Origin of the sequence: Staphylococcus sp. HMSC34C02, assembly GCF_001838705.1 — a bacterium.
GTDB classification, from domain to species: domain Bacteria; phylum Bacillota; class Bacilli; order Staphylococcales; family Staphylococcaceae; genus Staphylococcus; species Staphylococcus borealis.
Genome location: NZ_KV838592.1, coordinates 407408 through 429611, shown reverse-complemented (window position 1 = coordinate 429611; position 22204 = coordinate 407408). Strand labels below are relative to the sequence as shown.

At 33.1% G+C, this 22204-nt stretch carries 23 protein-coding genes and 2 pseudogenes; 23 read left to right on the top strand and 2 right to left on the bottom strand.

The genetic code is table 11. From position 1 onward, the window contains the following. Nucleotides 1-102 precede the first annotated feature (102 nt). Nucleotides 103-504 carry a ribonuclease HI family protein gene (locus HMPREF3239_RS10710; RefSeq protein ID WP_070855626.1) on the bottom strand — a complete coding sequence of 134 codons (402 nt, stop codon included), beginning with the start codon at nt 502-504 and terminating at the stop codon, nt 103-105. Nucleotides 505-621: 117 nt separating this feature from the next. After that, nucleotides 622-1326, bottom strand: a complete 705-nt coding sequence (locus tag HMPREF3239_RS10705; RefSeq protein ID WP_070855625.1) for a queuosine precursor transporter — start codon at nt 1324-1326, stop codon at nt 622-624. A 204-nt stretch (nt 1327-1530) separates the two neighbouring features. Between HMPREF3239_RS10705 and HMPREF3239_RS12195 the strand changes: the two genes are divergently transcribed. The 23 genes and pseudogenes from HMPREF3239_RS12195 to HMPREF3239_RS10600 all read left to right on the top strand — a co-directional run bounded on the left by HMPREF3239_RS12195 (nt 1531) and on the right by HMPREF3239_RS10600 (nt 22204). Further along, nucleotides 1531-1725: a zinc-finger domain-containing protein gene (locus tag HMPREF3239_RS12195; RefSeq protein WP_075108495.1), complete on the top strand. Its 195-nt coding sequence runs from the start codon at nt 1531-1533 to the stop codon at nt 1723-1725. Nucleotides 1726-1737: 12 nt separating this feature from the next. Then, nucleotides 1738-1989 (top strand): NifU N-terminal domain-containing protein, encoded by a 252-nt coding sequence (locus HMPREF3239_RS10700; protein ID WP_053030822.1) that lies wholly within the window; start codon nt 1738-1740, stop codon nt 1987-1989. Between the two features lie 24 nt (nt 1990-2013). Further along, nucleotides 2014-3129, top strand: coding sequence for a conserved virulence factor C family protein (locus tag HMPREF3239_RS10695; RefSeq protein WP_070855624.1), 1116 nt, complete (start codon nt 2014-2016; stop codon nt 3127-3129). Nucleotides 3130-3162: 33 nt separating this feature from the next. Further along, nucleotides 3163-3597 carry a bacilliredoxin BrxA gene (gene brxA, locus HMPREF3239_RS10690; protein ID WP_070855623.1) on the top strand — a complete coding sequence of 145 codons (435 nt, stop codon included), beginning with the start codon at nt 3163-3165 and terminating at the stop codon, nt 3595-3597. Nucleotides 3598-3736: 139 nt separating this feature from the next. Next, nucleotides 3737-4693, top strand: a complete 957-nt coding sequence (locus HMPREF3239_RS10685) for a thymidylate synthase (protein WP_070855622.1) — start codon at nt 3737-3739, stop codon at nt 4691-4693. 52 nt (nt 4694-4745) lie between these two features. Next, the gene (locus HMPREF3239_RS10680; protein WP_053030831.1) at nt 4746-5225 is read left to right on the top strand and encodes a dihydrofolate reductase; all 480 of its coding nucleotides are present in this window, start codon (nt 4746-4748) and stop codon (nt 5223-5225) included. A 26-nt stretch (nt 5226-5251) separates the two neighbouring features. Next, nucleotides 5252-6097 carry a fatty acid kinase binding subunit FakB2 gene (fakB2, locus tag HMPREF3239_RS10675; RefSeq protein ID WP_070855621.1) on the top strand — a complete coding sequence of 282 codons (846 nt, stop codon included), beginning with the start codon at nt 5252-5254 and terminating at the stop codon, nt 6095-6097. A gap of 122 nt (nt 6098-6219) precedes the next feature. Then, the gene (gene msrA / locus HMPREF3239_RS10670) at nt 6220-6747 is read left to right on the top strand and encodes a peptide-methionine (S)-S-oxide reductase MsrA (protein ID WP_070855620.1); all 528 of its coding nucleotides are present in this window, start codon (nt 6220-6222) and stop codon (nt 6745-6747) included. After that, complete coding sequence (gene msrB / locus HMPREF3239_RS10665) at nt 6740-7168, top strand: peptide-methionine (R)-S-oxide reductase MsrB (RefSeq protein ID WP_053030843.1); 429 nt, start codon at nt 6740-6742, stop codon at nt 7166-7168. The genes msrA and msrB overlap by 8 nt, the downstream gene beginning before the upstream one ends. 12 nt (nt 7169-7180) lie before the next feature. Continuing rightward, a complete protein-coding gene (locus HMPREF3239_RS10660) occupies nt 7181-7681 on the top strand; it encodes a PTS sugar transporter subunit IIA (RefSeq protein WP_070855619.1) in 501 nt (166 codons plus the stop codon). Then, nucleotides 7681-7902 carry a YozE family protein gene (locus HMPREF3239_RS10655; RefSeq protein ID WP_053030848.1) on the top strand — a complete coding sequence of 74 codons (222 nt, stop codon included), beginning with the start codon at nt 7681-7683 and terminating at the stop codon, nt 7900-7902. The genes HMPREF3239_RS10660 and HMPREF3239_RS10655 overlap by 1 nt, the downstream gene beginning before the upstream one ends. A 292-nt stretch (nt 7903-8194) precedes the next feature. After that, complete coding sequence (locus tag HMPREF3239_RS10650) at nt 8195-9667, top strand: S41 family peptidase (protein ID WP_070855618.1); 1473 nt, start codon at nt 8195-8197, stop codon at nt 9665-9667. An 18-nt stretch (nt 9668-9685) separates the two neighbouring features. Next, the gene (locus HMPREF3239_RS10645; RefSeq protein WP_053030854.1) at nt 9686-10189 is read left to right on the top strand and encodes a GNAT family N-acetyltransferase; all 504 of its coding nucleotides are present in this window, start codon (nt 9686-9688) and stop codon (nt 10187-10189) included. An 18-nt stretch (nt 10190-10207) separates the two neighbouring features. Further along, complete coding sequence (locus tag HMPREF3239_RS10640) at nt 10208-11275, top strand: undecaprenyldiphospho-muramoylpentapeptide beta-N-acetylglucosaminyltransferase (RefSeq protein ID WP_070855617.1); 1068 nt, start codon at nt 10208-10210, stop codon at nt 11273-11275. 18 nt (nt 11276-11293) lie between these two features. Continuing rightward, nucleotides 11294-11914, top strand: a complete 621-nt coding sequence (locus tag HMPREF3239_RS10635) for a phosphatase PAP2 family protein (protein ID WP_053030859.1) — start codon at nt 11294-11296, stop codon at nt 11912-11914. Between the two features lie 408 nt (nt 11915-12322). Next, nucleotides 12323-12429: pseudogene (locus HMPREF3239_RS12735) on the top strand (hypothetical protein); the annotation flags it as partial. 359 nt (nt 12430-12788) lie between these two features. Then, entirely contained in the window at nt 12789-13448 is a 660-nt protein-coding gene (locus HMPREF3239_RS10630) for a response regulator transcription factor (RefSeq protein WP_053030862.1), read from the top strand. After that, nucleotides 13445-14806: a HAMP domain-containing sensor histidine kinase gene (locus HMPREF3239_RS10625; protein ID WP_070855616.1), complete on the top strand. Its 1362-nt coding sequence runs from the start codon at nt 13445-13447 to the stop codon at nt 14804-14806. The genes HMPREF3239_RS10630 and HMPREF3239_RS10625 overlap by 4 nt, the downstream gene beginning before the upstream one ends. A 461-nt stretch (nt 14807-15267) precedes the next feature. Next, a pseudogene (locus HMPREF3239_RS10620) lies at nt 15268-18076 on the top strand (2-oxoglutarate dehydrogenase E1 component). An 11-nt stretch (nt 18077-18087) separates the two neighbouring features. Beyond that, nucleotides 18088-19359, top strand: a complete 1272-nt coding sequence (sucB, locus tag HMPREF3239_RS10615) for a dihydrolipoyllysine-residue succinyltransferase (RefSeq protein ID WP_070855615.1) — start codon at nt 18088-18090, stop codon at nt 19357-19359. Nucleotides 19360-20210: 851 nt separating this feature from the next. Then, the gene (locus tag HMPREF3239_RS10610; RefSeq protein ID WP_070855614.1) at nt 20211-21017 is read left to right on the top strand and encodes a VOC family protein; all 807 of its coding nucleotides are present in this window, start codon (nt 20211-20213) and stop codon (nt 21015-21017) included. Nucleotides 21018-21052: 35 nt separating this feature from the next. Beyond that, on the top strand, nt 21053-21256 hold the full coding sequence (locus HMPREF3239_RS10605; protein WP_070855678.1) for a DUF6501 family protein: 204 nt from the start codon (nt 21053-21055) through the stop codon (nt 21254-21256). 156 nt (nt 21257-21412) lie between these two features. After that, on the top strand, nt 21413-22204 hold the full coding sequence (locus tag HMPREF3239_RS10600) for an ATP-binding protein (protein WP_053030879.1): 792 nt from the start codon (nt 21413-21415) through the stop codon (nt 22202-22204).

Genomic DNA, 22204 nt, shown 5'->3' with positions numbered 1-22204 from the left:
AGTATTGTAAATAAAGAAGCCAGTAAATGAATTTCTTAAAACTCATTTACTGGCTGTTTCTCTAGGAATTATGTCCCAGACTCGTTTTATAATTAAATAATTCTATTTTTTCTTTTTAGTTAGTTTAAATAGGGTTTGTTGAGCTATTTGATTAGCTTCTTTATTTTGCTCTCTAGGGATCCATTTAACAAATAACAAGTCAAAACTTTGTTCAAGTATTTCTAAATTTTCAAAATAGGGCTTAAATCTAGCATTCTTTACGAATCCTTGATTGACACTATCTTCTATCAACTTTGAATCAGTATACAATAGCGCATTAACAACATTTAGCTCACGAGCATGTTCAAGTGCATATATCAGAGTTGCCCATTCTGCACTATGATTATCTAATTCACCTAAGTCATGTGAATATACATATCTTTTATCTTCTTCCTTAATAACTATGCCACATGCACTTCTCCCAGGATTACCTTTAGTCGCTGCATCAAAGTAAATTTTTGCCATATAAATTTTACACCTTTTTAAATTTATTAATTACTTTAATTTTATCAAAGTATGAAATATGAAAATAGGGAATGGCAAGAATTCACTAAGAACGCTATTCCACTCCCTTAAAAAAATTTAATATCCTTCATCTAATTTATGAATTCGACCTTTACGATACATAGATTTAGCTACATAACCGAATGGTACGTTGAAAATTGTCGAAATTAGTTTTAATAAATACGTTGTTATAAATATTTCAAATACAACCATATTTGGTAAAGTACCTGCAAAAGCAATTGTTACGAACAGTGCTGTATCAATAATTGAACTTAACATTGTGCTTCCGTATGCACGAATGATAAACGTCTTATCTGAACTAAATATTTTCTTAATAGCTGAAAAGATGAATACATCAACATGTTGTCCAATTATATACGCAATAATTGAACCTAATGCAATTCTAGGCACCAAATCAAAAATCGTTGAGAGTGATTTTTGAGCCATATCTTCAGGTGCTGGTATAAAATGAAGAGACATTTGCATCACAATGATCATGACCAACGTGGATGAAAAGCCTAACCACACAGCTCTTTTAGCAACTTTGCGCCCATATATATCATTTAAAATATCTGTTGCTAAATAAATTGACGCAAACATCACATTACCTAAAGTAGCAGATATGCCAAAAATATGAACTGTTTTTATTACTTGAATATTAGCAATAATAGTTCCAATTGCAACCCAGGCAATTAAACCTTGTTTACCAAAACATCGGAACATTACCACCATTAAAATAAATGTAACAAGAAACGATGCTACACCAAAAATCTCATTATACATAAAAATCCTCCTAAATTTTGATGATGCGGGTGTTTAGAAACCGCAAAAACAACTTATTTATTTTATAGCAATTTATTGGCAATTGCAATAACCATAATCACATATACAATCATTTATCAATTATTAAATCGATTATTTCAAAATAACTCCAAATTAAGTTATACTTGTTCCATGCTTATAATAAAGTAATACTGTGCTTAAGGAGTGACGGTTATACTTACACATTCCGAAAAAAATGCAATTGATAAAATTGATGAATTAATGAACACTTATTGTGATAAATGCTTACTAAAAACACATATAAGAAAAACAGAAGGTAAAACACAGGCACATCATTTTTGTATTTCCGAGTGTTCAATTGGTAAACAAATCAAACAATTAGGAAATGAACTTCAATAGGAGGTAAGGACTATGCATATCGTTTCAATCGAAGAAACACCAAATCATAACACTATGAAGATTAATTTAAGTGAAAAAAGAGAAGATAATAAATCTAATACATTTACTTCTGCACAAGAAGGACAACCAGATTTTATAAATAACTTATTCGAAATTGACGGGGTAAAATCAATATTTTATGTTATGGATTTTATTTCTGTAGATAAAGAAGCCAATGCAGATTGGAATAATGTACTACCACAAATTCAATCTACTTTTGAATAAAGCATTATAAGGGGACATGTAGTTATGGAAATTGTACGAGTAGAGCCAACACCAAGTCCTAATACAATGAAAATCGTCTTGTCTGAAAAGAGGGAAGACAATAAATCTAATACATTTACACAAATAGATGAGCATCAACCTCAATTTATTAATGATTTATTAGCAATCGATGATGTCAAATCTATTTTCTACGTAATGGACTTCTTAGCTATCGATAAGCAACCGAAATCTGATTGGGAAGTGGTCTTACCTCAAATCACTTCAACATTAAATAACGAATCATCAATTGATAGTGCTCAACAGCCTGATGAACATTATGGTGAAATTAAAGCTGAGGCACTTATGTTTAAAGGCATCCCTTATCAAATTAAACTGACTACCGCTTCAGAAGAACGTCGCGAACAATTGCCAAACCATTTCGTTGATAGAATGTTAAAGACACAAAAAGACGGTGACAACGTTGTATTCTTACGTAAGTGGGAAGATCTTGGCATTAGATATGGTGAATTAGATGACGTTATGAATGAAGTATATGAAGAAATGATTGCACTATACCCAACTGAAAGGTTAGACGCACTCGTTCAAACTGCATTAGAGACAGATGTTGTAGTACCACAACAACAGTATCATCATGTTACTGTTAACGAATTTAAAGCAGCGTCTGATTGGAAAGATAAATTAAGAATGCTTAAAGCATTTCCATCACCAACAGTCGAAGATATAGATTTATTAGACTTAGCCTTACAAGAAGAAAAGGCACCATTAAGACGACAAGCCATTGTATTAATCGGCATGATTGAAGATAAGGAAATTCTTCCATATTTATATAAAGGCTTACATGATAAAAGCCCAGCAGTTAGACGCACCGCTGGAGATTGTTTAAGTGATTTAGGGTTTAAAGAGGCATTACCAGAAATGGAACAAGCTTTAAATGACCCACAAAAAATAGTCCGTTGGAGAGCGGCAATGTTTTTATTTGATGAAGGTGGGCCAGAACAGTTACCAAGTTTAAAATCACACGCTGATGATCCTGCCTATGAAGTTAAACTTCAAATAGAAATGGCAATTTCTAGAATTGAAAAAGGCGAAGAAGCGTTAGGCTCTGTATGGAAACAAATTGCAAATCGCAATAAGTCATAAATTTCAAGAAAAACTAAAATAGGAGTGGAAATAATGAATCCTTATGAACAATACATGAAAGAATTAGCTCAACAAATGCGAGCTGAACTTACTGAAAATGGTTTTAAAAGTTTAGAAACAAGTGAAGATGTATCAAATTATATGAATAGTGTTAATGAAGAAGATACAACATTTGTAGTAATTAACTCTACATGTGGCTGTGCTGCTGGTTTAGCTAGACCTGCAGCTGTTGCAGTAGCTGAACAAAATGATAAAAAACCGACAAACAAAATCACAGTATTTGCTGGTCAAGACAAAGAAGCAACTCAAACAATGCGTGACTACATCCAACAAGTGCCTTCTAGTCCATCATATGCATTATTCAAAGGGACAGAATTAAAGCATTTTATTCCTAGAGAGCATATTGAAGGCCGTGACATTCAAGATATCTGTATGGATATTAAAGATGCATTTGATGAAAATTGTTAAGAAACCTATTTGACTTACCAATCCCAAATATAAAATTAATAGTTAATTTTATATTTGGGATTTTTTTATTTTAATTTTATAAGTACGTATTATCTAGTATAATAAACAGTAATATAAACAATTCTAGGAGATGAACAAGATGTTAAATTCATTTGATTCAGCCTACCATGCTCTATGTGAAGAAATATTGGAAATTGGCAATCAACGTGATGATCGTACGCATACAGGTACTATATCTAAGTTTGGTCATCAATTACGTTTTGATTTGACAAAAGGTTTTCCATTACTTACAACGAAGAAAGTATCGTTTAAACTTATAGCTACTGAATTACTATGGTTTATTAAAGGCGATACAAATATACAATATTTATTAAAATATAATAATAATATTTGGAATGAGTGGGCATTTGAGAAATACGTACAATCAAATGATTACCACGGATCTGATATGACTAATTTTGGACATAGGGCGCTCCAAGACGAGGATTTTAATCAACAATACAAAGAAGAAATGTCTAAATTCAAACAACATATATTAAATGACGATGCATTCGCTAAAAAGTACGGAGATTTAGGTAACGTTTATGGTAAACAATGGCGAGATTGGGTAGATAAAGAAGGCAATCATTTCGATCAACTTAAAACAGTAATTGATCAAATAAAGCATAATCCAAATTCTCGACGCCATATTGTTTCAGCATGGAATCCTACAGAAATTGATAGCATGGCCTTGCCACCATGTCATACGATGTTCCAATTCTATGTTCAAGATGGTAAGTTAAGTTGTCAATTGTATCAACGTAGTGCAGATATCTTCTTAGGTGTACCATTTAATATTGCGAGCTATGCATTATTGACACATTTAATAGCAAAAGAATGTAATCTAGGTGTAGGAGAATTTGTTCATACATTTGGTGATGCTCATATTTATTCTAATCATATTGAAGCAATTCAAACACAATTATCTAGAGATAGTTTTGAGCCACCAACCCTAAAAATCAATTCTGATGCTTCAATTTTTGAAATCAATTATGAAGATTTGGAGTTAGTTGGATATAACGCGCATCCTGCTATTAAAGCACCTATAGCAGTGTAAAAAACAAAAGTACTAATTTAATCTAAATAAATTATAGATACGGAGGGGAATTATGACTTTATCCATTTTAGTTGCACACGATCAACAACGCGTCATAGGCTATAAGAATGATTTACCATGGCATTTGCCTAATGACCTCAAACACGTTAAAAAACTATCAACTGGAAATACATTGGTAATGGGAAGAAGAACCTTTGAGTCAATTGGTAAACCGCTTCCTAACAGAAGAAATGTCGTTTTAACAAGTGATACTTCTTTCAACGTCGAAGGTGTAGATGTGATTCATTCTATTGACGATATTTACAACTTAGAAGGTCATATTTTTATCTTTGGCGGCCAATCATTATTTGAAGAAATGATTGATAAAGTAGATGATATGTACATTACGGTAGTCGATGGTAAACACCAAGGTGACACATTCTTCCCACCTTATACATTTGAAGAATGGGAAGTAGAATCATCAGTAGAAGGAGAACTAGATGATAAAAACAGAATTCCACATACATTTCTACACTTAGTACGTAAACATTAAATTAAATTGATTAACCGGAGGCACTTATGACTAAACAAATTATCGTGACTGATTCTACATCAGATTTATCACATGACTATTTAAATCAATATAATATCCACGTTGTACCTTTAAGCTTAACGATTGATGGTAAATCATTCGTCGATCAAATTGACATTTCATCTGAGGCATATATTCAACGCATTGAAGAAAATGCAGATGTTAAAACAAGTCAACCACCAATCGGTAAATTCATTGAATTATATGAAGAACTTGGTAAAGAAGATGTTGAAATTTTTAGTATTCATATGTCATCAGGTCTAAGTGGAACTTATCAAACTGCTCTTCAAGCCAGTGATATGGTCGACACTAAAGTAACCGTGATTGATTCTAAATCCATTTCATATGGACTCGGATACCAAATTCAACGTCTTGTTGAACTCATAAATACTAATCTTTCATCAAATGAAATTGTTGATAAACTTAAAGAACTACAAAAAAACATCAAGCTTTTTGTTGTTATTGGACAGTTAAATCAATTAATCAAAGGTGGACGCATAAGTAAGACTAAAGGGTTGATTGGTAATATTATGAAAATCAAACCTATCGGTACATTAGAAGATGGGTATTTGGAAATTGTGCATAATGCACGAACACAAAATTCAAGCATACAATATTTAAAAAAAGAAATTTCAGAATTTATTGATAAACATAAAATTAAATCTATTGGTGTTGCTCACGCTAACGTACTTGATTTTGTTGACAAACTTAAATCACAGTTTGATGAAGCATTTGGGCAGCAAATATATGATGTAAATGTAACTACGCCAGTTATATCAACGCACACTGGTCAAGGTGCAATTGGTTTGGTTGTTGTTCGTGAACCAAACTAAACACGCATTTTATTACTTGCTTCCTATTTATATTAAATAAATAAAAGTATCGTTGTGAGTAGATTACTTTAAATTAACAAAGTTATATCGTAAATTTAATTAATGACAGAGGAGGTAATAATATGGCATATGCAACATTAGCTGGAGGATGTTTCTGGTGTATGGTTAAACCCTTTACATCATATCCAGGAATTGAAGATGTCGTATCTGGATATAGTGGAGGACATGTTGAAAATCCTACGTACGAACAAGTTTGCACTAATCAAACTGGTCATAGAGAAGCCGTGCAAATTCAATTTAATTCTGACATTACGTCCTTTGAAAATATCTTAGATGTGTATTTTAAAACATTTGACCCAACAGATGATGGTGGTCAATTTTTCGATAGAGGCGAAAGTTATGAACCAGCTATCTTTTATCACGATGATGAACAAAAGAAAGCAGCAGAACTTAAAATTCAACAACTGAACGAGGAAGGCATTTTTAATAAACCGGTTATAACACCAATTCTTCCTTATAAGAATTTTTATCCTGCAGAAGCATATCATCAAGATTATTATAAGAAGAATCCTGCACACTATGAGCAATACCAACGTGGATCAGGAAGAAAATCATTCATCGAAACACATGGGGGGTCTCAAAATGATTAAAAAAGATAAGCATGAACTCAATGACATGGAATATCTTGTCACACAAGAAAATGGTACTGAACCTCCTTTTCAAAATGAATATTGGAATCATTTTGAAAAGGGGATTTATGTAGATAAAATTTCAGGTAAACCATTATTTACTTCTGAAGAAAAGTTTGAATCTAACTGTGGTTGGCCAAGTTTTTCGAAAGCGCTTGATGATGATGAAATCATTGAACTGGTTGATAAAACATTCGGCATGGTTAGAACTGAAGTTAGGTCAGAAGAAGCTAATAGCCACTTAGGACATGTATTTAATGACGGTCCTAAAGAAAGTGGTGGATTACGCTATTGTATTAATTCAGCAGCAATTCAATTTATCCCATATGATAAATTAGAAGCGCTAGGCTACGGTGATTTAATTCCACATTTTGAAAAATAGGAGTGACTAATAATGTTTAAAAAATTATTCGGTAAAGGTAAAGAAGTTAATAAAGAAATTGAAATTTATGCACCACTAACTGGTGAATATATCAATATTGAAGATATCCCAGATCCAGTTTTCGCACAAAAAATGATGGGTGAAGGATTTGGTATTAACCCAACTGAAGGAGAAGTAGTTTCACCAATCGAAGGTAAAGTTGATAATGTATTCCCTACAAGACATGCAATTGGTCTTAAAGCAGATAACGGTTTAGAAATTTTAGTTCATATTGGATTAGATACAGTTCAATTGGATGGTCAAGGTTTCGAAATCTTAGTAAGTAGCGGTGATACTGTACAAGTTGGTGACCCTTTACTTAAATTTGATTTAGAATATATTAAAAATAATGCGAAAGATGTCATTTCACCAATTATTATTACAAATTCAGATCAAACTGAATCAATTCATGTTAATGATGTTAAAGCAGTGATCAAAGGTGAAACTAAAGTCGTAGATGTGACAATGAGCTAATGAAAGAACATTCTTTTTATCAATTTGCGCTAACAGCTAGAGGCCGTAAAGATAGCAAAGGAGATTTAGCTGAAGAAATATTTAATGATTTATCTTTTCCTAAACATGAAAAAGATTTCAATCAATTATCTGATTATATCGAAATGCAAAGTGATATAACATTACCGATGTCAGTATTTGATGATTTATATGAAGAATATACAGAATGGCTGAAATTCTAAATTTTAAATAGTCAATTCAAGTATATATAATTTTATATTTTGCATTGTACATTCGCATTAGTTGACTGAATGAAACATGTGTTTGAAACAAGGTATTAATTCCAGTTAACCTTGCCGGGGTGGAACTCTGAATTCACAACGAATTCTGTTCCACTCCTTTATCATTTTTATGTGTAAATAGCTATCTGTTTTCTAATAAGTTGCGTTTATGTTTAAATAACGACATACTTATATTATCTTTTTAGATGAAATTAATATAAATACATACGATGTTATACGAGGAAGTGGTTTTATGAGTCATCATTCTGAGGAGAGACACAATCATGTTGACGCCAAACAAGATAATGGCAAATCTTCAAATAAGAAAATTCGATTTAAAACTTGGCAATTCATATTACTTATATTAGGAATTATAATATTAACGGCTGGAATAACAGTTGCCGCTACAATAGGTATTAGTCACAAAATAAGTGGATTAAATAAAGATGAACGCCAAGAAATGAAGAAAATCGAGTATGCCTACAAGACACTTAATAATGATTATTATAAGAAACAAAGTGCTAGCGATTTATCTGAAGCCGCTATAGATGGCATGGTAAAAGAACTCAAAGATCCATACTCTGAGTACATGACTAAAGATGAGACGAAAAGTTTCAATGAGGATGTTTCAGGTGACTTTGTAGGAATTGGCGCTGAAATGCAGAAAAAAGATAAACAAATCATGATTACTAGCCCAATGAAAGATTCACCTGCCGAAAAAGCCGGTATACAACCTAAAGATGTTGTAACTAAAGTGAATGGAAAATCGGTTGTAGGTAAGCCATTAGACCAAGTAGTTAAATTAGTTCGAGGTAAAGAAGGAACAACCGTCAAATTAACGATCAAACGTGCTTCACAAGAAAAAGATATTAATATTAAGCGTGGAAAAATTCATGTAAAAAGCGTGGAGTATAAGAAAAAAGGCCATATCGGTGTCTTCACAATTAATAAATTCCAAGATAATACTGCTGGAGAACTCAAGTCAGCAATCATAAAAGCGCATAAAGACGGTGTGCGCAATATTGTATTAGATTTAAGAAATAATCCTGGTGGTTTACTTGATGAAGCAGTTAAAATGGCGAATATCTTTATTGATAAAAATCAAACGGTTGTCAAACTAGAAAAAGGTGACGATACTGAATCCATTAAAACGTCGAATGATGCTACAAAAGAAGCTAAAGACATGAAAGTCAGTATTTTAGTAAATGAGGGCTCTGCAAGTGCTTCTGAAGTCTTTACAGGTGCTATGAGAGACCACAATAAAGCAAAAGTTTACGGTTCAAAAACATTTGGTAAGGGAATAGTACAAACAACTCGTGAATTCAAAGATGGTTCATTATTGAAATATACTCAAATGAAATGGTTAACACCTGATGGTCATTATATTCACGGTAAAGGTATCCAACCTGATACTAAAATTGCATCACCTAAATATCAATCTATCAGTGTCATTCCTACTGATAAAACATATACTGTAGGTGATAACACCAAATATGTAAAATCAATTAAAATTGGCTTAGATGCGTTAGGCTATGACGTTGACGATGAATCAAATCAATTTGATACACAATTAGAAACAGCTATAAAATCATTCCAATCAGACCACCAATTACAAGTGAATGGTAAATTTGATAAGGAAACCAACGAGAAATTTACACAATTATTAGTTGAAAAAGCTAATAAAGAAGATAAAGTATTAGATGATTTAATAAACAAATTAAAATAAAGAGGTGTTTTTAAAACAATGATTAGGTTAGGTAAATTACAAGATATTTCACAAATAGAGGCATTAGTTGAGGAAGCTAAAGCATTAATGAAAGAATTTAATAATAATCAATGGGATGATAAATACCCAGTGTCAGAACATTTTGAAGAGGATATCAAAGCTGAAACACTATATGTTTTAGAAGAAAATGACACAATTTATGGCTTTATCGTAGTCGACCAACAACAATCAGAATGGTATGATGATTTAGAATGGCCAATCGAACGTCAAGGCGCCTATGTCATTCATAGACTTGCTGGCTCACAACAATACAAAGGTGCAGCTACAGCATTATTTGATTTTGCTGTAAAGTTAGCTGAAGATCATAATATCCATGTTATATTAACAGACACGTTTGCTTTAAATAAGCCAGCACAAGGATTATTTGAAAAATTTGGTTTCATAAAAGTCGGTGAAGCAGAAATTGACTATCATCCATTTGATAGAGGCGCACCATTCTATGCATATTATAAAAATATTTAAGAATAGAGGTTAATTACTATGTCTAAAATAGCATTTACCGGTGGCGGTACTGTTGGACATGTTTCGGTCAATCTAAGTTTAATTCCAACAGCTACTGATAAAGGACACGACTCATTTTATATTGGTTCTAAAACAGGTATTGAACGTGAAATGATTGAATCACAGTTACCTAATATTAAATATTATCCAATATCTAGCGGTAAATTACGTCGATATTTATCAGTCGATAACGCGAAAGACGTATTCAAAGTTTTAAAAGGGATAATTGATGCACGTAAAGTATTAAAAAAAGAAAAGCCAGACTTGCTATTTTCTAAAGGGGGATTTGTATCAGTTCCTGTAGTCATAGCAGCACGCTCATTGAATATACCAACGATTATCCATGAATCAGATTTAACACCTGGTTTAGCTAATAAAATTTCATTAAAATTTGCTAAAAAAATCTATACTACGTTTGAAGATACTTTGAAGTACTTGCCTAAAGAAAAAGCAGACTTCGTAGGCGCTACGATTCGCCAAGACTTAAAAGAGGGTAATCAAGCACGAGGCTATCAATTAACCGGTTTCGATGATTCTAAAAAAGTATTACTTGTTATGGGCGGTAGTTTAGGTAGTAAAAAACTAAATCAAGCTATCCGTGAAAATTTAGAAGCCTTGCTTCAAGATTATCAAATCATTCATTTAACTGGACATGGATTAGTAGATGATCATATCGATGCAAAAGGCTATGTTCAATATGAATTCGTAAAAGAAACATTAACGGATTTACTAGCTATTACAGACACTGTCGTGAGTCGTGCAGGATCTAACGCAATCTATGAGTTCTTAACATTGCGTATTCCTATGTTATTGATACCGTTAGGACTTGATCAATCTCGTGGGGATCAAATCGATAATGCAAAGAATTTCGAATCTAAAGGCTATGGTAGAATGATTCCTGAAGACCAGCTTACACAAGTTAAATTATTGGAACAACTTAAAGATATTGAGCATAATCGAGAATCGATTGTGAAACAAATGGAGACATACAACGAAAGTTATACCAAAGAGGATTTATTTAATAAAATTCTACAAGACGCTTTATAAACTCAGGAGGTGTAGACAATGAATCGTGCGAAACGTATTACCTTATTAATCGTTTTTACATTAATATTTGGTATCATTGCATCCTTCCATGAGTCTAGATTGGGTAAATGGATTGATACAGAAGTGTATGAATTTATTTATTCATCAGAAAGTTTTATCACTACCTCAATCCTTTTGGGGGCCACGAAAATTGGAGAAGTATGGGCCATGGTATGCCTTTCATTGATGCTTGTCGCTTACTTAATGCTAAAACGTTTCAAAATCGAAGCACTATTCTTCGTGATTGTCATGTCGCTATCTAGTATATTAAATCCATTATTAAAAAATATCTTCGACCGTGAGCGTCCAACGTTATTGCGACTAATAGATATATCAGGATTTAGTTTTCCTAGTGGTCATGCTATGGGCTCAACATCATTCTTTGGTAGTGCAATGTTCATAGCAAATCGACAAGCGAATGGCAATAATAAAGGTATTATTATCGGATTATGTGCACTATTTATTCTTCTTATTTCTATTTCAAGAGTATATCTAGGCGTGCATTATCCTACAGATGTCATTGCTGGCATAATTGGTGGTGCTTTCTGTATCGTCCTTTCAACTTTAATACTTAAAAACCACTTATATCCAACCATTTAAACAAGAGACTGGGACAAAAAATAATCTAATGAAGCTATTTTGCAAATTCGCAGTAGCTGACTGAACTGAAAAGGCGCTTAATTCGAGCTTTTCTCAGTTCTAGTCATCCTTGCGGGCGGGGCCCCAACACAAAGAAATCACGAAAGTGATTTTACAAGCTAAGCAAGTTGGGGTTACGACGAATAAAAAGAATTCTGTCCCACTCCCTTCTATTTTAAAGTCATATGAATACAGTATTCATGAATTAATCACGCCTTTGAAATTTAAATATATCATTCTCAACACTACATATAAAAAAAGCAGTGAACCTCGGCATTAGATTCACTGCTTTTTATTAAAACGTTTAAAGTAAGTTTGAAACTTTAACGTTAGTCTTTTACGGGCATATAAAAGGGGAATAACTTGAAAATGACCAATCCTTTAAGAACGAAATATATGTGGGGGGAATTGTCTTATTCGGTATTGATAATCATTTTCAAATACTATTATACATTATTGATAATCATTGTCAATTATAATTGCGAAAAATTCTCAATTAAATTTGATTATCTATTTACAATTTCAATCATTTATCTAATTCCAATCTCTGATGTGATAAAATGTAGGTTATGTTATGATAAAGTGCATTTGACTTAGTTCGAGCCAAAATGATTAATTTTAATGATGATCTCGCAAATTTACAATAGATGATTGAAATGAGAAAGTACTTTAATTAAACTTTTCTAAATGCTAGTCATTCTTGTGACGACATCCCGTCAAAGCGCATTTCCAGATGAGCAATGCAATCTGGAAATCAAGACATTAGCATTTAGAATTCTGTCACGCTCACTTTAAAAACTAAGATTAATGCATCTAAAAAGAGGTGGAAATAAAAATGACCAACATTCTTATTGTTGAAGATGAACAGAACTTAGCTCGCTTCTTAGAACTAGAATTAACACACGATAATTATAGTGTAGATATAGAATATGAAGGGCAATCAGGACTTGATAAAGCGTTAAGTAACAATTATGACTTAATCATATTAGACTTAATGTTACCAAATATAAATGGTTTAGAAATATGTCGTCGTGTGAGACAAGAACAATCAACACCAATCATTATTATTACAGCGAAGAGTGATACATATGATAAAGTGACTGGCTTAGATTATGGTGCTGATGATTATATTGTAAAGCCCTTTGAAATTGAAGAACTCTTTGCACGTATTCGAGCAGTATTACGCCGTCAACCTCAGAAAGATATTATTGATATTAATGGTATTAAAATAGATGTTGATGCGTTCAAAGTAACAATCAATGGTGAACAGTTAGATTTCACTAAGACTGAATACGATTTACTCTATTTGTTAGCAACTAACCGAAATCGTGTGTTACAAAGAGAGCAAATTTTAGACCATGTTTGGGGCTATGATAGTGAAGTCGAAACAAATGTCGTAGATGTCTATATTCGATATTTACGAAACAAACTTAAACCTTTTGATAAAGAAAAAACAATTGAAACCGTACGCGGTGTCGGGTATGTGATTAGATGATTAAAAAAGGTACGTTAAAATATAAATGGATGATAATTACAACACTGATAATGTTTAGTACCATTATTCTTTTTTGTTTAGTTATCATATTCTTTTTAAAAGACACTTTAAGAGATGGAGAAATAGATGAAGCTGAACACAGTTCTAGTGATATCGTTAATTTAGTTGAATCTCGGTCAATGGATGATATCACAACGTTAGATTTGTCTGCTACTTTAGAGAACTTTGAAAAAGCGATTATTTACGACCGTAATGGTAAACAATTGATGCAATCTTCGAATGAAAATATGATTAATTTCAAACCTGAAGTGGACTTTGTTAATCCTGAAACAATTCAAATTACAAAACATCATGGTGTGCCATATTTAATCATAACTGAGCCAATACATAGTGACCGTTTTGAAGGTTACAGTGTTTTAATACATTCACTTGAAGACTACAACAATGTTGTTCGGTCATTGTATTTTGTGGCAATCGCATTTGGCTTATTAGCAACAATCATCATGGCAGGTATTAGTTATATCTTTTCAACGCAATTAACGAAGCCTTTAGTAACAATGTCTAATAAGATGATTCAAATACGTCGTGATGGCTTTCAAAATAAACTTGAGCTTAAGACAAACTATGAGGAAACAGATAATTTAATTGATACCTTTAATGATATGATGTATCAAATTGAAGAATCTTTTAATCAACAACGCCAATTTGTTGAAGATGCTTCTCATGAATTACGTACACCGCTTCAAATCATTCAAGGTCATTTAAATTTAATTCAACGTTGGGGCAAAAAAGATCCGGCCGTCCTTGAAGAATCTTTGAATATCTCACTTGAAGAAATGAACCGAATAACAAAACTAGTAGAAGAATTATTGCTACTAACTAAAGATAAAGTGAACAATCAAGCTTTAGAGTTTGAAGAAGTAAACATCAATGAGGAAATACGTTCACGTATTAAATCTTTAAAACAATTGCATCCAGATTATGAATTTGAAACACATTTGTCCAAGAAGCCATTAACCTTACAAATCAACCGTCATCAATTCGAACAACTATTACTGATTTTTATAGATAATGCGATGAAGTATGATAAAGATAATAAGCAAATAGAAATAGCGACCCAATTAAGAAATAAACAAATCAGTATTGAAATTACAGACCATGGCCTCGGCATTCCTAAAGAGGATCAAGAATTTATTTTTGACCGTTTTTATAGAGTGGATAAATCACGAGCGAGAAGCCAAGGTGGTAATGGACTAGGTCTTTCAATTGCTGAGAAGATTGTTCAGCAGTATGGTGGTTACATTACGGTTGATAGTGAAGTAAACGAATACACAACGTTCAAAATTATATTTAAATAACGACATTAATTCAAGAGCCTGGGACAAGTACGATGTCTCAGGCTACAAATAAATATTGGCAATAGTTGACTGAATTAAACATGCACTTACAACAACCATTTTTTAATTTTAGTCTACCTTGCCGGCAGGGCCCCAGCAAAGAGAATTCATCAAGACATTCTACAATCTAAGCAAGCTAGGAGAGGAACAGAAATAAATTTTCAAACCTTTATTTCAAGTCCTCTCCCTTTTTCTACTTGATCATCTATCTAAATTAAGACTAACCAAACCTCATGTTCCAATTTCAATTCTACTTTTTATGACTTTATCATTAATCTTCACTCATAATTAGATAAATTTAGTGCACTTATTTTAGTTATTTTGTTTTTTCCATAATATTCTGTTAATGGACTTTATCAATGCTAGAAATAGTGCTATTATTGACCTGTAAGCGGTTTAACTATTTTGTGGAGGGTAATATTATGGCAAAGGATAACAAGGATGTTACAGAAGCTCCTGTAAACTTTGGCGCTAATCTAGGTCTAATGTTAGATTTATATGATGATTACTTACAAGACCCAAGTTCGGTTCCAGATGATTTACAAGTGCTTTTCAGCACAATTAAAAACGGCGAAGCTCACGTTGAAGCTAAGTCTACCACTGAAGGGAGTGGTTCATCAGCAGGCGACGGTACAATTAAACGTATTATGCGTTTAATTGATAATATTAGACAATACGGTCACCTTAAAGCTGACATTTACCCTGTTAACGCTCCAGAAAGAACCAATCTTCCTAAGTTAGAAATTGAAGAATTTAACTTAGATAAAGAAACATTGGAGAATGTCTCAGCAGATATCGTATCTGATCATTTCAAAGATATTTATGATAATGCATACGAGGCAATTCAACGAATGGAGAAACGTTATAAAGGGCCAATTGCTTTTGAATATAATCATATTAATAACAATAAAGAACGCACGTGGTTAAAACGTCGTATCGAAACACCTTATAGAGCAAACATCAATAATGACGAAAGAAAGCAATTATTCGATACTTTAGCGCATGTTGAAGGCTTTGAGAAGTATCTGCACAAAAACTTTGTTGGTGCTAAACGATTCTCAATTGAAGGTGTCGATACATTAGTACCAATGTTACAACATACATTAAAGCGTGCAGCTGAAGTTGACATTAATAATATTCAAATTGGTATGGCACACAGAGGTCGTTTAAATGTTTTAACTCACGTACTCGAAAAACCATACGAAATGATGATTTCTGAATTTATGCACACAGACCCAATGAAATTCTTACCTGAAGACGGCAGCCTTGAATTAACTGCTGGTTGGACAGGAGATGTGAAGTATCATTTAGGTGGTGTGAAGACAACTTCATCATACGGTATTGAACAACGTATTTCATTAGCTAATAACCCAAGTCACTTGGAAATCGTTGCGCCAGTTGTAATTGGTAAGACGCGTGCATCACAAGATGATACACACCATGCTGGTAAACCAACAACAGACTTCCATAAAGGTATGCCTATTATTATACATGGGGATGCAGCATACCCAGGACAAGGTATTAACTTTGAAACAATGAATTTAAGTAACCTAGATGGTTATTCAACTGGTGGTGCATTACATATCATCACTAATAATAGAATTGGATTTACAACAGAACCAGTGGATGGTCGTTCAACAACGTATTCTACTGATATTGCAAAAGGATATGATGTACCGATTCTGCATGTAAACGCAGACGATGTAGAAGCAACAATTGAAGCTATTGATATTGCAATGGAATTCCGCAAAGAATTTCATAAAGATTTTGTAATTGATTTAGTTGGTTATCGTCGATACGGGCATAATGAAATGGATGAACCTTCAATTACAAATCCACTTCCATATCAAAATATTCGTAAACATGATTCTGTTGAAATCATCTATGGTAATCAATTAGTGGCAGATGGCGTTATTTCTAAAGAACAAATGGATGACGTTATGGATAAAGTTCAAAAAGAAATGCGTGCTGCCCAAGATAAGATTGATAAATCAGATAAAATGGATAATCCAGATATGGAGAAACCTGAATCATTACAAGAACCATTGCAAAGTGATGATAAAGATTTCTCAATAGATCATCTTAAAGAAATCAATGATGCTATGCTTTCATATCCTGAAGATTTCCACATACTTAAAAAACTTAATAAAGTACTTGAAAAACGTCGAGAACCTTTTGAAAAAGAAAATGGTTTAGTTGATTGGGCTCAAGCAGAGCAACTTGCTTTTGCAACCATCGTTCAAGATGGCATTTCTGTTCGCCTAACAGGACAAGATAGTGAACGTGGTACATTCAGTCATAGACATGCTGTGTTACACGATGAAGAAAATGGTGATACCTATACACCGTTGCATCATGTACCTAATCAAAAAGCGACATTTGAAGTGCACAACAGTCCATTATCTGAAGCTGCCGTGGTTGGTTTCGAGTATGGTTATAATGTTGAGAATAAAAATAGTATGAATATTTGGGAAGCGCAGTATGGAGACTTCTCAAATATGGCTCAAATGATGTTTGATAATTTCATGTCATCAGCTCGTGCGAAGTGGGGAGAACGAAGTGGCTTAACACTATTCTTACCGCACGCATTTGAAGGTCAAGGCCCTGAACACTCTTCAGCACGTTTAGAAAGATTTTTACAATTAGCTGCAGAGAATAACAGTACGGTCGTTAACTTATCAAGTTCAAGCAACTATTTCCATCTATTAAGAGCACAAGCTAAAAGTTTGGGCACTGAAGCGATGAGACCTCTAATTGTAATGTCTCCGAAAAGTTTATTAAGAAATAAAACAGTAGCTAAGCCTATTGATCAATTCACCACAGGTGGATTCAAACCAATTATTGTTGAAGATGGAAATAAAGACAAAGTGACTAAACTCGTACTAGCTTCAGGTAAAATGTTTATTGATTTAAAAGAACATTTAGCTAAAAATCCTGACGATTCAATTTTGCTAGTTGCAGTTGAACGTTTATATCCATTCCCTGAAGGGGAAATTAAAGAAGTATTAAATGAATTACCAAATCTTGAGACTGTATCTTGGGTTCAAGAAGAACCTAAAAACCAAGGGGCTTGGTTGTTTGTTTATCCTTACTTAAAATCACTTGTAGGTAACCAATATAATTTAAGTTATCATGGTAGAATACAACGTGCAGCACCAGCTGAAGGTGATGGAGAAATTCATAAGCTTGTTCAAAATCAAATCATTGAAAGTAGCATTGAAAAATAACTAGGGGGAAATATTATGCCAGAGGTAAAAGTTCCAGAATTAGCAGAATCTATAACAGAGGGTACCATTGCAGAATGGTTAAAAAATGTGGGAGATAGCGTTGAAAAAGGCGAAGCTATTTTAGAATTAGAAACAGATAAAGTTAACGTTGAAGTAGTTTCTGAAGAAGAAGGTGTACTTCAAGAACAGTTAGCTTCAGAAGGCGATACAGTAGAAGTTGGTCAAGTCATCGCTAAGGTTGGTGAAGGTAGTGGAAATTCATCAGCAAGTAAATCAGAGGTGTCAGAAGACGCTCAATCTAATAGTTCAGATGATAGCGGTAAGAAAGACGCACAACCAACTGAACCACAATCTAATAAAGAAGAGGAACCATCATCTTCTAACAATCAACGTATTAATGCGACACCATCAGCACGTCGTCATGCACGTGAAAATGGCGTGGATTTAAGTACTGTTTCTGGAAAAGGAAATGATGTTGTTCGTAAAGATGATGTTGAAAATAGCCAAAAATCAACTCAATCACAACCTTCGCAAGAAGCTAGCAAAAAAGAAGCACCTAAAAAAGCTTCAAGTGCGCCTAATAAACCAGTAATTAGAGAAAAGATGTCACGTAGAAAGAAAACAGCTGCTAAAAAATTATTAGAAGTATCTAATAATACAGCTATGTTAACGACGTTTAATGAAGTTGACATGACAAACGTAATGGAATTACGTAAGCGTAAAAAAGAACAATTTATTAAAGATCATGATGGTACAAAATTAGGATTCATGTCATTCTTCACTAAAGCCGCTGTCGCAGCATTGAAGAAATATCCAGAAGTAAATGCTGAAATTGATGGCGATGATATGATTACTAAACAATATTATGATATTGGTGTCGCTGTTTCTACTGATGATGGTCTATTAGTTCCATTCGTACGAGACTGTGATAAGAAAAACTTTGCAGAACTTGAAAGAGCGATTGCTGACCTAGCAGTTAAAGCGCGCGAGAAAAAACTCGGCCTAGATGATATGGTCAATGGTTCATTTACAATCACTAATGGTGGTGTGTTTGGATCAATGATGAGTACACCTATTATCAACGGTAATCAAGCAGCAATTCTTGGTATGCACTCTATTATTACTCGACCAATTGCAATCGATAAAGATACTATTGAAAATAGACCTATGATGTACATTGCTTTAAGTTATGACCACAGAATTATTGATGGTAAAGAAGCAGTAGGATTCTTAAAAACGATAAAAGAATTGATCGAAAGCCCTGAAGACCTACTATTAGAAAGCTAATCATAACGGAAAATAACCTCAAACTAATATTGATAAGGCTGGGGCATCATTCCTAGCTAAATAGAGGCTGAGACATAAATAATATAATGAAGCTATTTTGCAAATTCGCAATAGCTGACTGAACTGAGAAGACGCTTAAATCAAGCTTTTCTCAGTTCTAATCATCCTTTTGGGGGGTGGGACAACGAATTTAAAAAGAATTCTGTCCTACTCCCTTCTTTATTTACGATACTTCCTATTGGTAGCTCGCTAGTCCAATTTTCTATGTTTGAAAACTGTCTATTCGATATTTTCTATATTGGGCCTCACACTAAACTCCGTTTCATGATCCATTTTAGAACTACTTAAGCCGGGTTAACCATTTTACAAAATTCACAGTAGCTGACTGTACTGAAAAGGCATTTGAACATACAACAACCTTAGAATAACTCACTATTAGTTAGCAGTCTAAACTATGTTAATTTATATTTCTAGGCTATGTAAGTATGGCGTTAAATGATAAATATTACTGCTCACATATTTATCACACTCAAACTTCGAAATGTTGCAAATACAAATAAAAACCATGTAAAACGAACTATCACAAAAATTTAAATGAACAACTACTACAACAACAACTTACTATTAGACACCCCCCTTCCTATTTATCAAAGGATAGGGGAGTAGTTATATCTTTGTTTTATAGGATATTAAATATATTTTATAAACAGACTTTATTATGTTTTATATTTATATAATACGATTTTTGAAATTCTCAGGATTCGCCAATGCTTTATGTAGTTCATGATATAAATCGTATTTAAAATGCGTTATAATGAATAGGAAAAGACAAATATTAGGGGTGTCATTGCATGAGTGGACTTAGAAGTGTCACATTAGGGACAAGTGATCTTTCTAAAACAAACAAATTATTTAAAGATATTTTAGGACTTAATGTAGCAACTAAAAATAAAGCTTTACGTTTTGGTGATGCAGATTTAAGTCCAGGTACACGAATTCACTTTGTTGAAGTGCCAAATCCTGAATACCAAAACCAACATATCGCTAGTGTTGGTTTAAGAACACCATCTGATTCAGGTTTAGAAGAGTATCAAACCATATTGAAAGATAATGATCTTAAATTTGGTGAAGTAACTGAGTTAAATGGTAATAAGCATTTTAATTTTGAGGATAATAACGACCAAATCTTTGATATTTATTCAAATGAACTTAATACTGGTGTTGGTTTAGGTACACCTACTTTTGAAAGTACAGTAAACCCACTTCATCAAATCCAGGGTTTGGGACCTATCATTATTAAAGTGAATGAATTACCGGTTACCGCTTCTATCCTGACAAATGTGTTTAACCTAACGCATTATGCAGAATATGAATCGTCAGCTATTCCTGAAACAATGATTCAAGTGTTTCAAATTGGAGAAGGCGGTTTAGGTGGCGAAATTCATTTATACCAACCTAAAGATCCTATTGAACTAAAAGAAGAAGGTATTGTTGAACAAGTTGAGTTTAGTGCAAACTCTCAAGAGGCATTCGCACATGCGCAAAAGGAATTAGACGATATTGGAATTCCTTACCAAACGTTAGATCAAGGCGATGCTCAGTCATTACGCATTACCGAGAATAGTGGCATCTCATTTATTTACACATTAGAAAAGTAATACAAAGACAATATGGAGGATTTAAATTTATGGCTATGTTACATGAAACGTGGAAAACACGTACACCAATTAAAAAGGTAGAAGTTGTCAATACTGATGCAAAAAAATTCACAGTATCTGATATGTTAACAGTTGGTAAACAATATGATGTGATTAACGAAACCGAAGAATACTATCAAATTATTGATAATTCTGGTTTAGTTGGTGGCTATTACAAATCATATTTTAAAGAAATTTAGTATAAATCGTTATGTATGTTCATGATTAAATTAAGACTTAGGGGTTAACTTTGGATATTAGATGATGTATAGGTTGTGCTAAACAATACATTACCTTCATTCAATTTAATCTCTTAGTCTATTTTTCATTTTAAAGAAGGAGCGTAAGTAATCAAAATGATTAAAAATCAATATATCAATTCAGATGAGTCAGTATTCAATGATGCTAAAGCTTTATTTAGTTTAAATAAGAACATTTTACTAAAAGGACCTACAGGTTCGGGTAAAACAAAATTAGCCGAAACACTTAGTGCTACTGTAGATACACCAATGCATCAAGTCAACTGTTCTGTAGATTTAGATGCTGAAAGTTTACTTGGATTCAAAACAATTAAAACTAATGATCAAGGGCAACAAGAAATTGTGTTTATCGATGGTCCCGTTATTAAAGCCATGCGTGAAGGTCATATCCTTTATATCGATGAAATTAATATGGCTAAACCTGAAACATTGCCAATTCTCAATGGTGTGCTAGATTATCGACGTCAACTTACTAATCCATTTACTGGCGAAGTGATCAAAGCTGCGCCTGGATTCAATGTCATTGCCGCAATTAACGAAGGGTATGTAGGTACACTTCCTATGAATGAAGCTCTAAAAAACCGCTTTGTCGTCATTCAAGTAGATTACATTGATGGTGATATACTTAAAGACGTTATTAAACAGCAAAGCCAACTTCAAGATGATGCAATTATTGAGCAAATCATTAAATTTAACGAAGATTTGCGCACGATGTCTAAACAGGGACAAATTTCTGAAGAAGCAGCAAGTATTAGGGCATTAATTGACTTAAGTGATTTAATTACTGTCATGCCAATTGAACGTGCGATTCAACGTACGATTATTGATAAATTAGAAGATGAGCGTGAACAACAAGCAATCAAAAATGCGATTGAATTAAACTTTTAG

What these genes read in the sequence shown, in the direction of transcription:
- HMPREF3239_RS10710 (WP_070855626.1), bottom strand. Translation starts at nt 504, where the DNA reads ATGGCAAAAATTTACTTTGATGCAGCGACTAAAGGTAATCCTGGGAGA.
- HMPREF3239_RS10705 (WP_070855625.1), bottom strand. Translation starts at nt 1,326, where the DNA reads ATGTATAATGAGATTTTTGGTGTAGCATCGTTTCTTGTTACATTTATT.
- HMPREF3239_RS10700 (WP_053030822.1), top strand. Translation starts at nt 1,738, where the DNA reads ATGCATATCGTTTCAATCGAAGAAACACCAAATCATAACACTATGAAG.
- HMPREF3239_RS10695 (WP_070855624.1), top strand. Translation starts at nt 2,014, where the DNA reads ATGGAAATTGTACGAGTAGAGCCAACACCAAGTCCTAATACAATGAAA.
- brxA (WP_070855623.1), top strand. Translation starts at nt 3,163, where the DNA reads ATGAATCCTTATGAACAATACATGAAAGAATTAGCTCAACAAATGCGA.
- HMPREF3239_RS10685 (WP_070855622.1), top strand. Translation starts at nt 3,737, where the DNA reads ATGTTAAATTCATTTGATTCAGCCTACCATGCTCTATGTGAAGAAATA.
- HMPREF3239_RS10680 (WP_053030831.1), top strand. Translation starts at nt 4,746, where the DNA reads ATGACTTTATCCATTTTAGTTGCACACGATCAACAACGCGTCATAGGC.
- fakB2 (WP_070855621.1), top strand. Translation starts at nt 5,252, where the DNA reads ATGACTAAACAAATTATCGTGACTGATTCTACATCAGATTTATCACAT.
- msrA (WP_070855620.1), top strand. Translation starts at nt 6,220, where the DNA reads ATGGCATATGCAACATTAGCTGGAGGATGTTTCTGGTGTATGGTTAAA.
- msrB (WP_053030843.1), top strand. Translation starts at nt 6,740, where the DNA reads ATGATTAAAAAAGATAAGCATGAACTCAATGACATGGAATATCTTGTC.
- HMPREF3239_RS10660 (WP_070855619.1), top strand. Translation starts at nt 7,181, where the DNA reads ATGTTTAAAAAATTATTCGGTAAAGGTAAAGAAGTTAATAAAGAAATT.
- HMPREF3239_RS10655 (WP_053030848.1), top strand. Translation starts at nt 7,681, where the DNA reads ATGAAAGAACATTCTTTTTATCAATTTGCGCTAACAGCTAGAGGCCGT.
- HMPREF3239_RS10650 (WP_070855618.1), top strand. Translation starts at nt 8,195, where the DNA reads ATGAGTCATCATTCTGAGGAGAGACACAATCATGTTGACGCCAAACAA.
- HMPREF3239_RS10645 (WP_053030854.1), top strand. Translation starts at nt 9,686, where the DNA reads ATGATTAGGTTAGGTAAATTACAAGATATTTCACAAATAGAGGCATTA.
- HMPREF3239_RS10640 (WP_070855617.1), top strand. Translation starts at nt 10,208, where the DNA reads ATGTCTAAAATAGCATTTACCGGTGGCGGTACTGTTGGACATGTTTCG.
- HMPREF3239_RS10635 (WP_053030859.1), top strand. Translation starts at nt 11,294, where the DNA reads ATGAATCGTGCGAAACGTATTACCTTATTAATCGTTTTTACATTAATA.
- HMPREF3239_RS10630 (WP_053030862.1), top strand. Translation starts at nt 12,789, where the DNA reads ATGACCAACATTCTTATTGTTGAAGATGAACAGAACTTAGCTCGCTTC.
- HMPREF3239_RS10625 (WP_070855616.1), top strand. Translation starts at nt 13,445, where the DNA reads ATGATTAAAAAAGGTACGTTAAAATATAAATGGATGATAATTACAACA.
- sucB (WP_070855615.1), top strand. Translation starts at nt 18,088, where the DNA reads ATGCCAGAGGTAAAAGTTCCAGAATTAGCAGAATCTATAACAGAGGGT.
- HMPREF3239_RS10610 (WP_070855614.1), top strand. Translation starts at nt 20,211, where the DNA reads ATGAGTGGACTTAGAAGTGTCACATTAGGGACAAGTGATCTTTCTAAA.
- HMPREF3239_RS10605 (WP_070855678.1), top strand. Translation starts at nt 21,053, where the DNA reads ATGTTACATGAAACGTGGAAAACACGTACACCAATTAAAAAGGTAGAA.
- HMPREF3239_RS10600 (WP_053030879.1), top strand. Translation starts at nt 21,413, where the DNA reads ATGATTAAAAATCAATATATCAATTCAGATGAGTCAGTATTCAATGAT.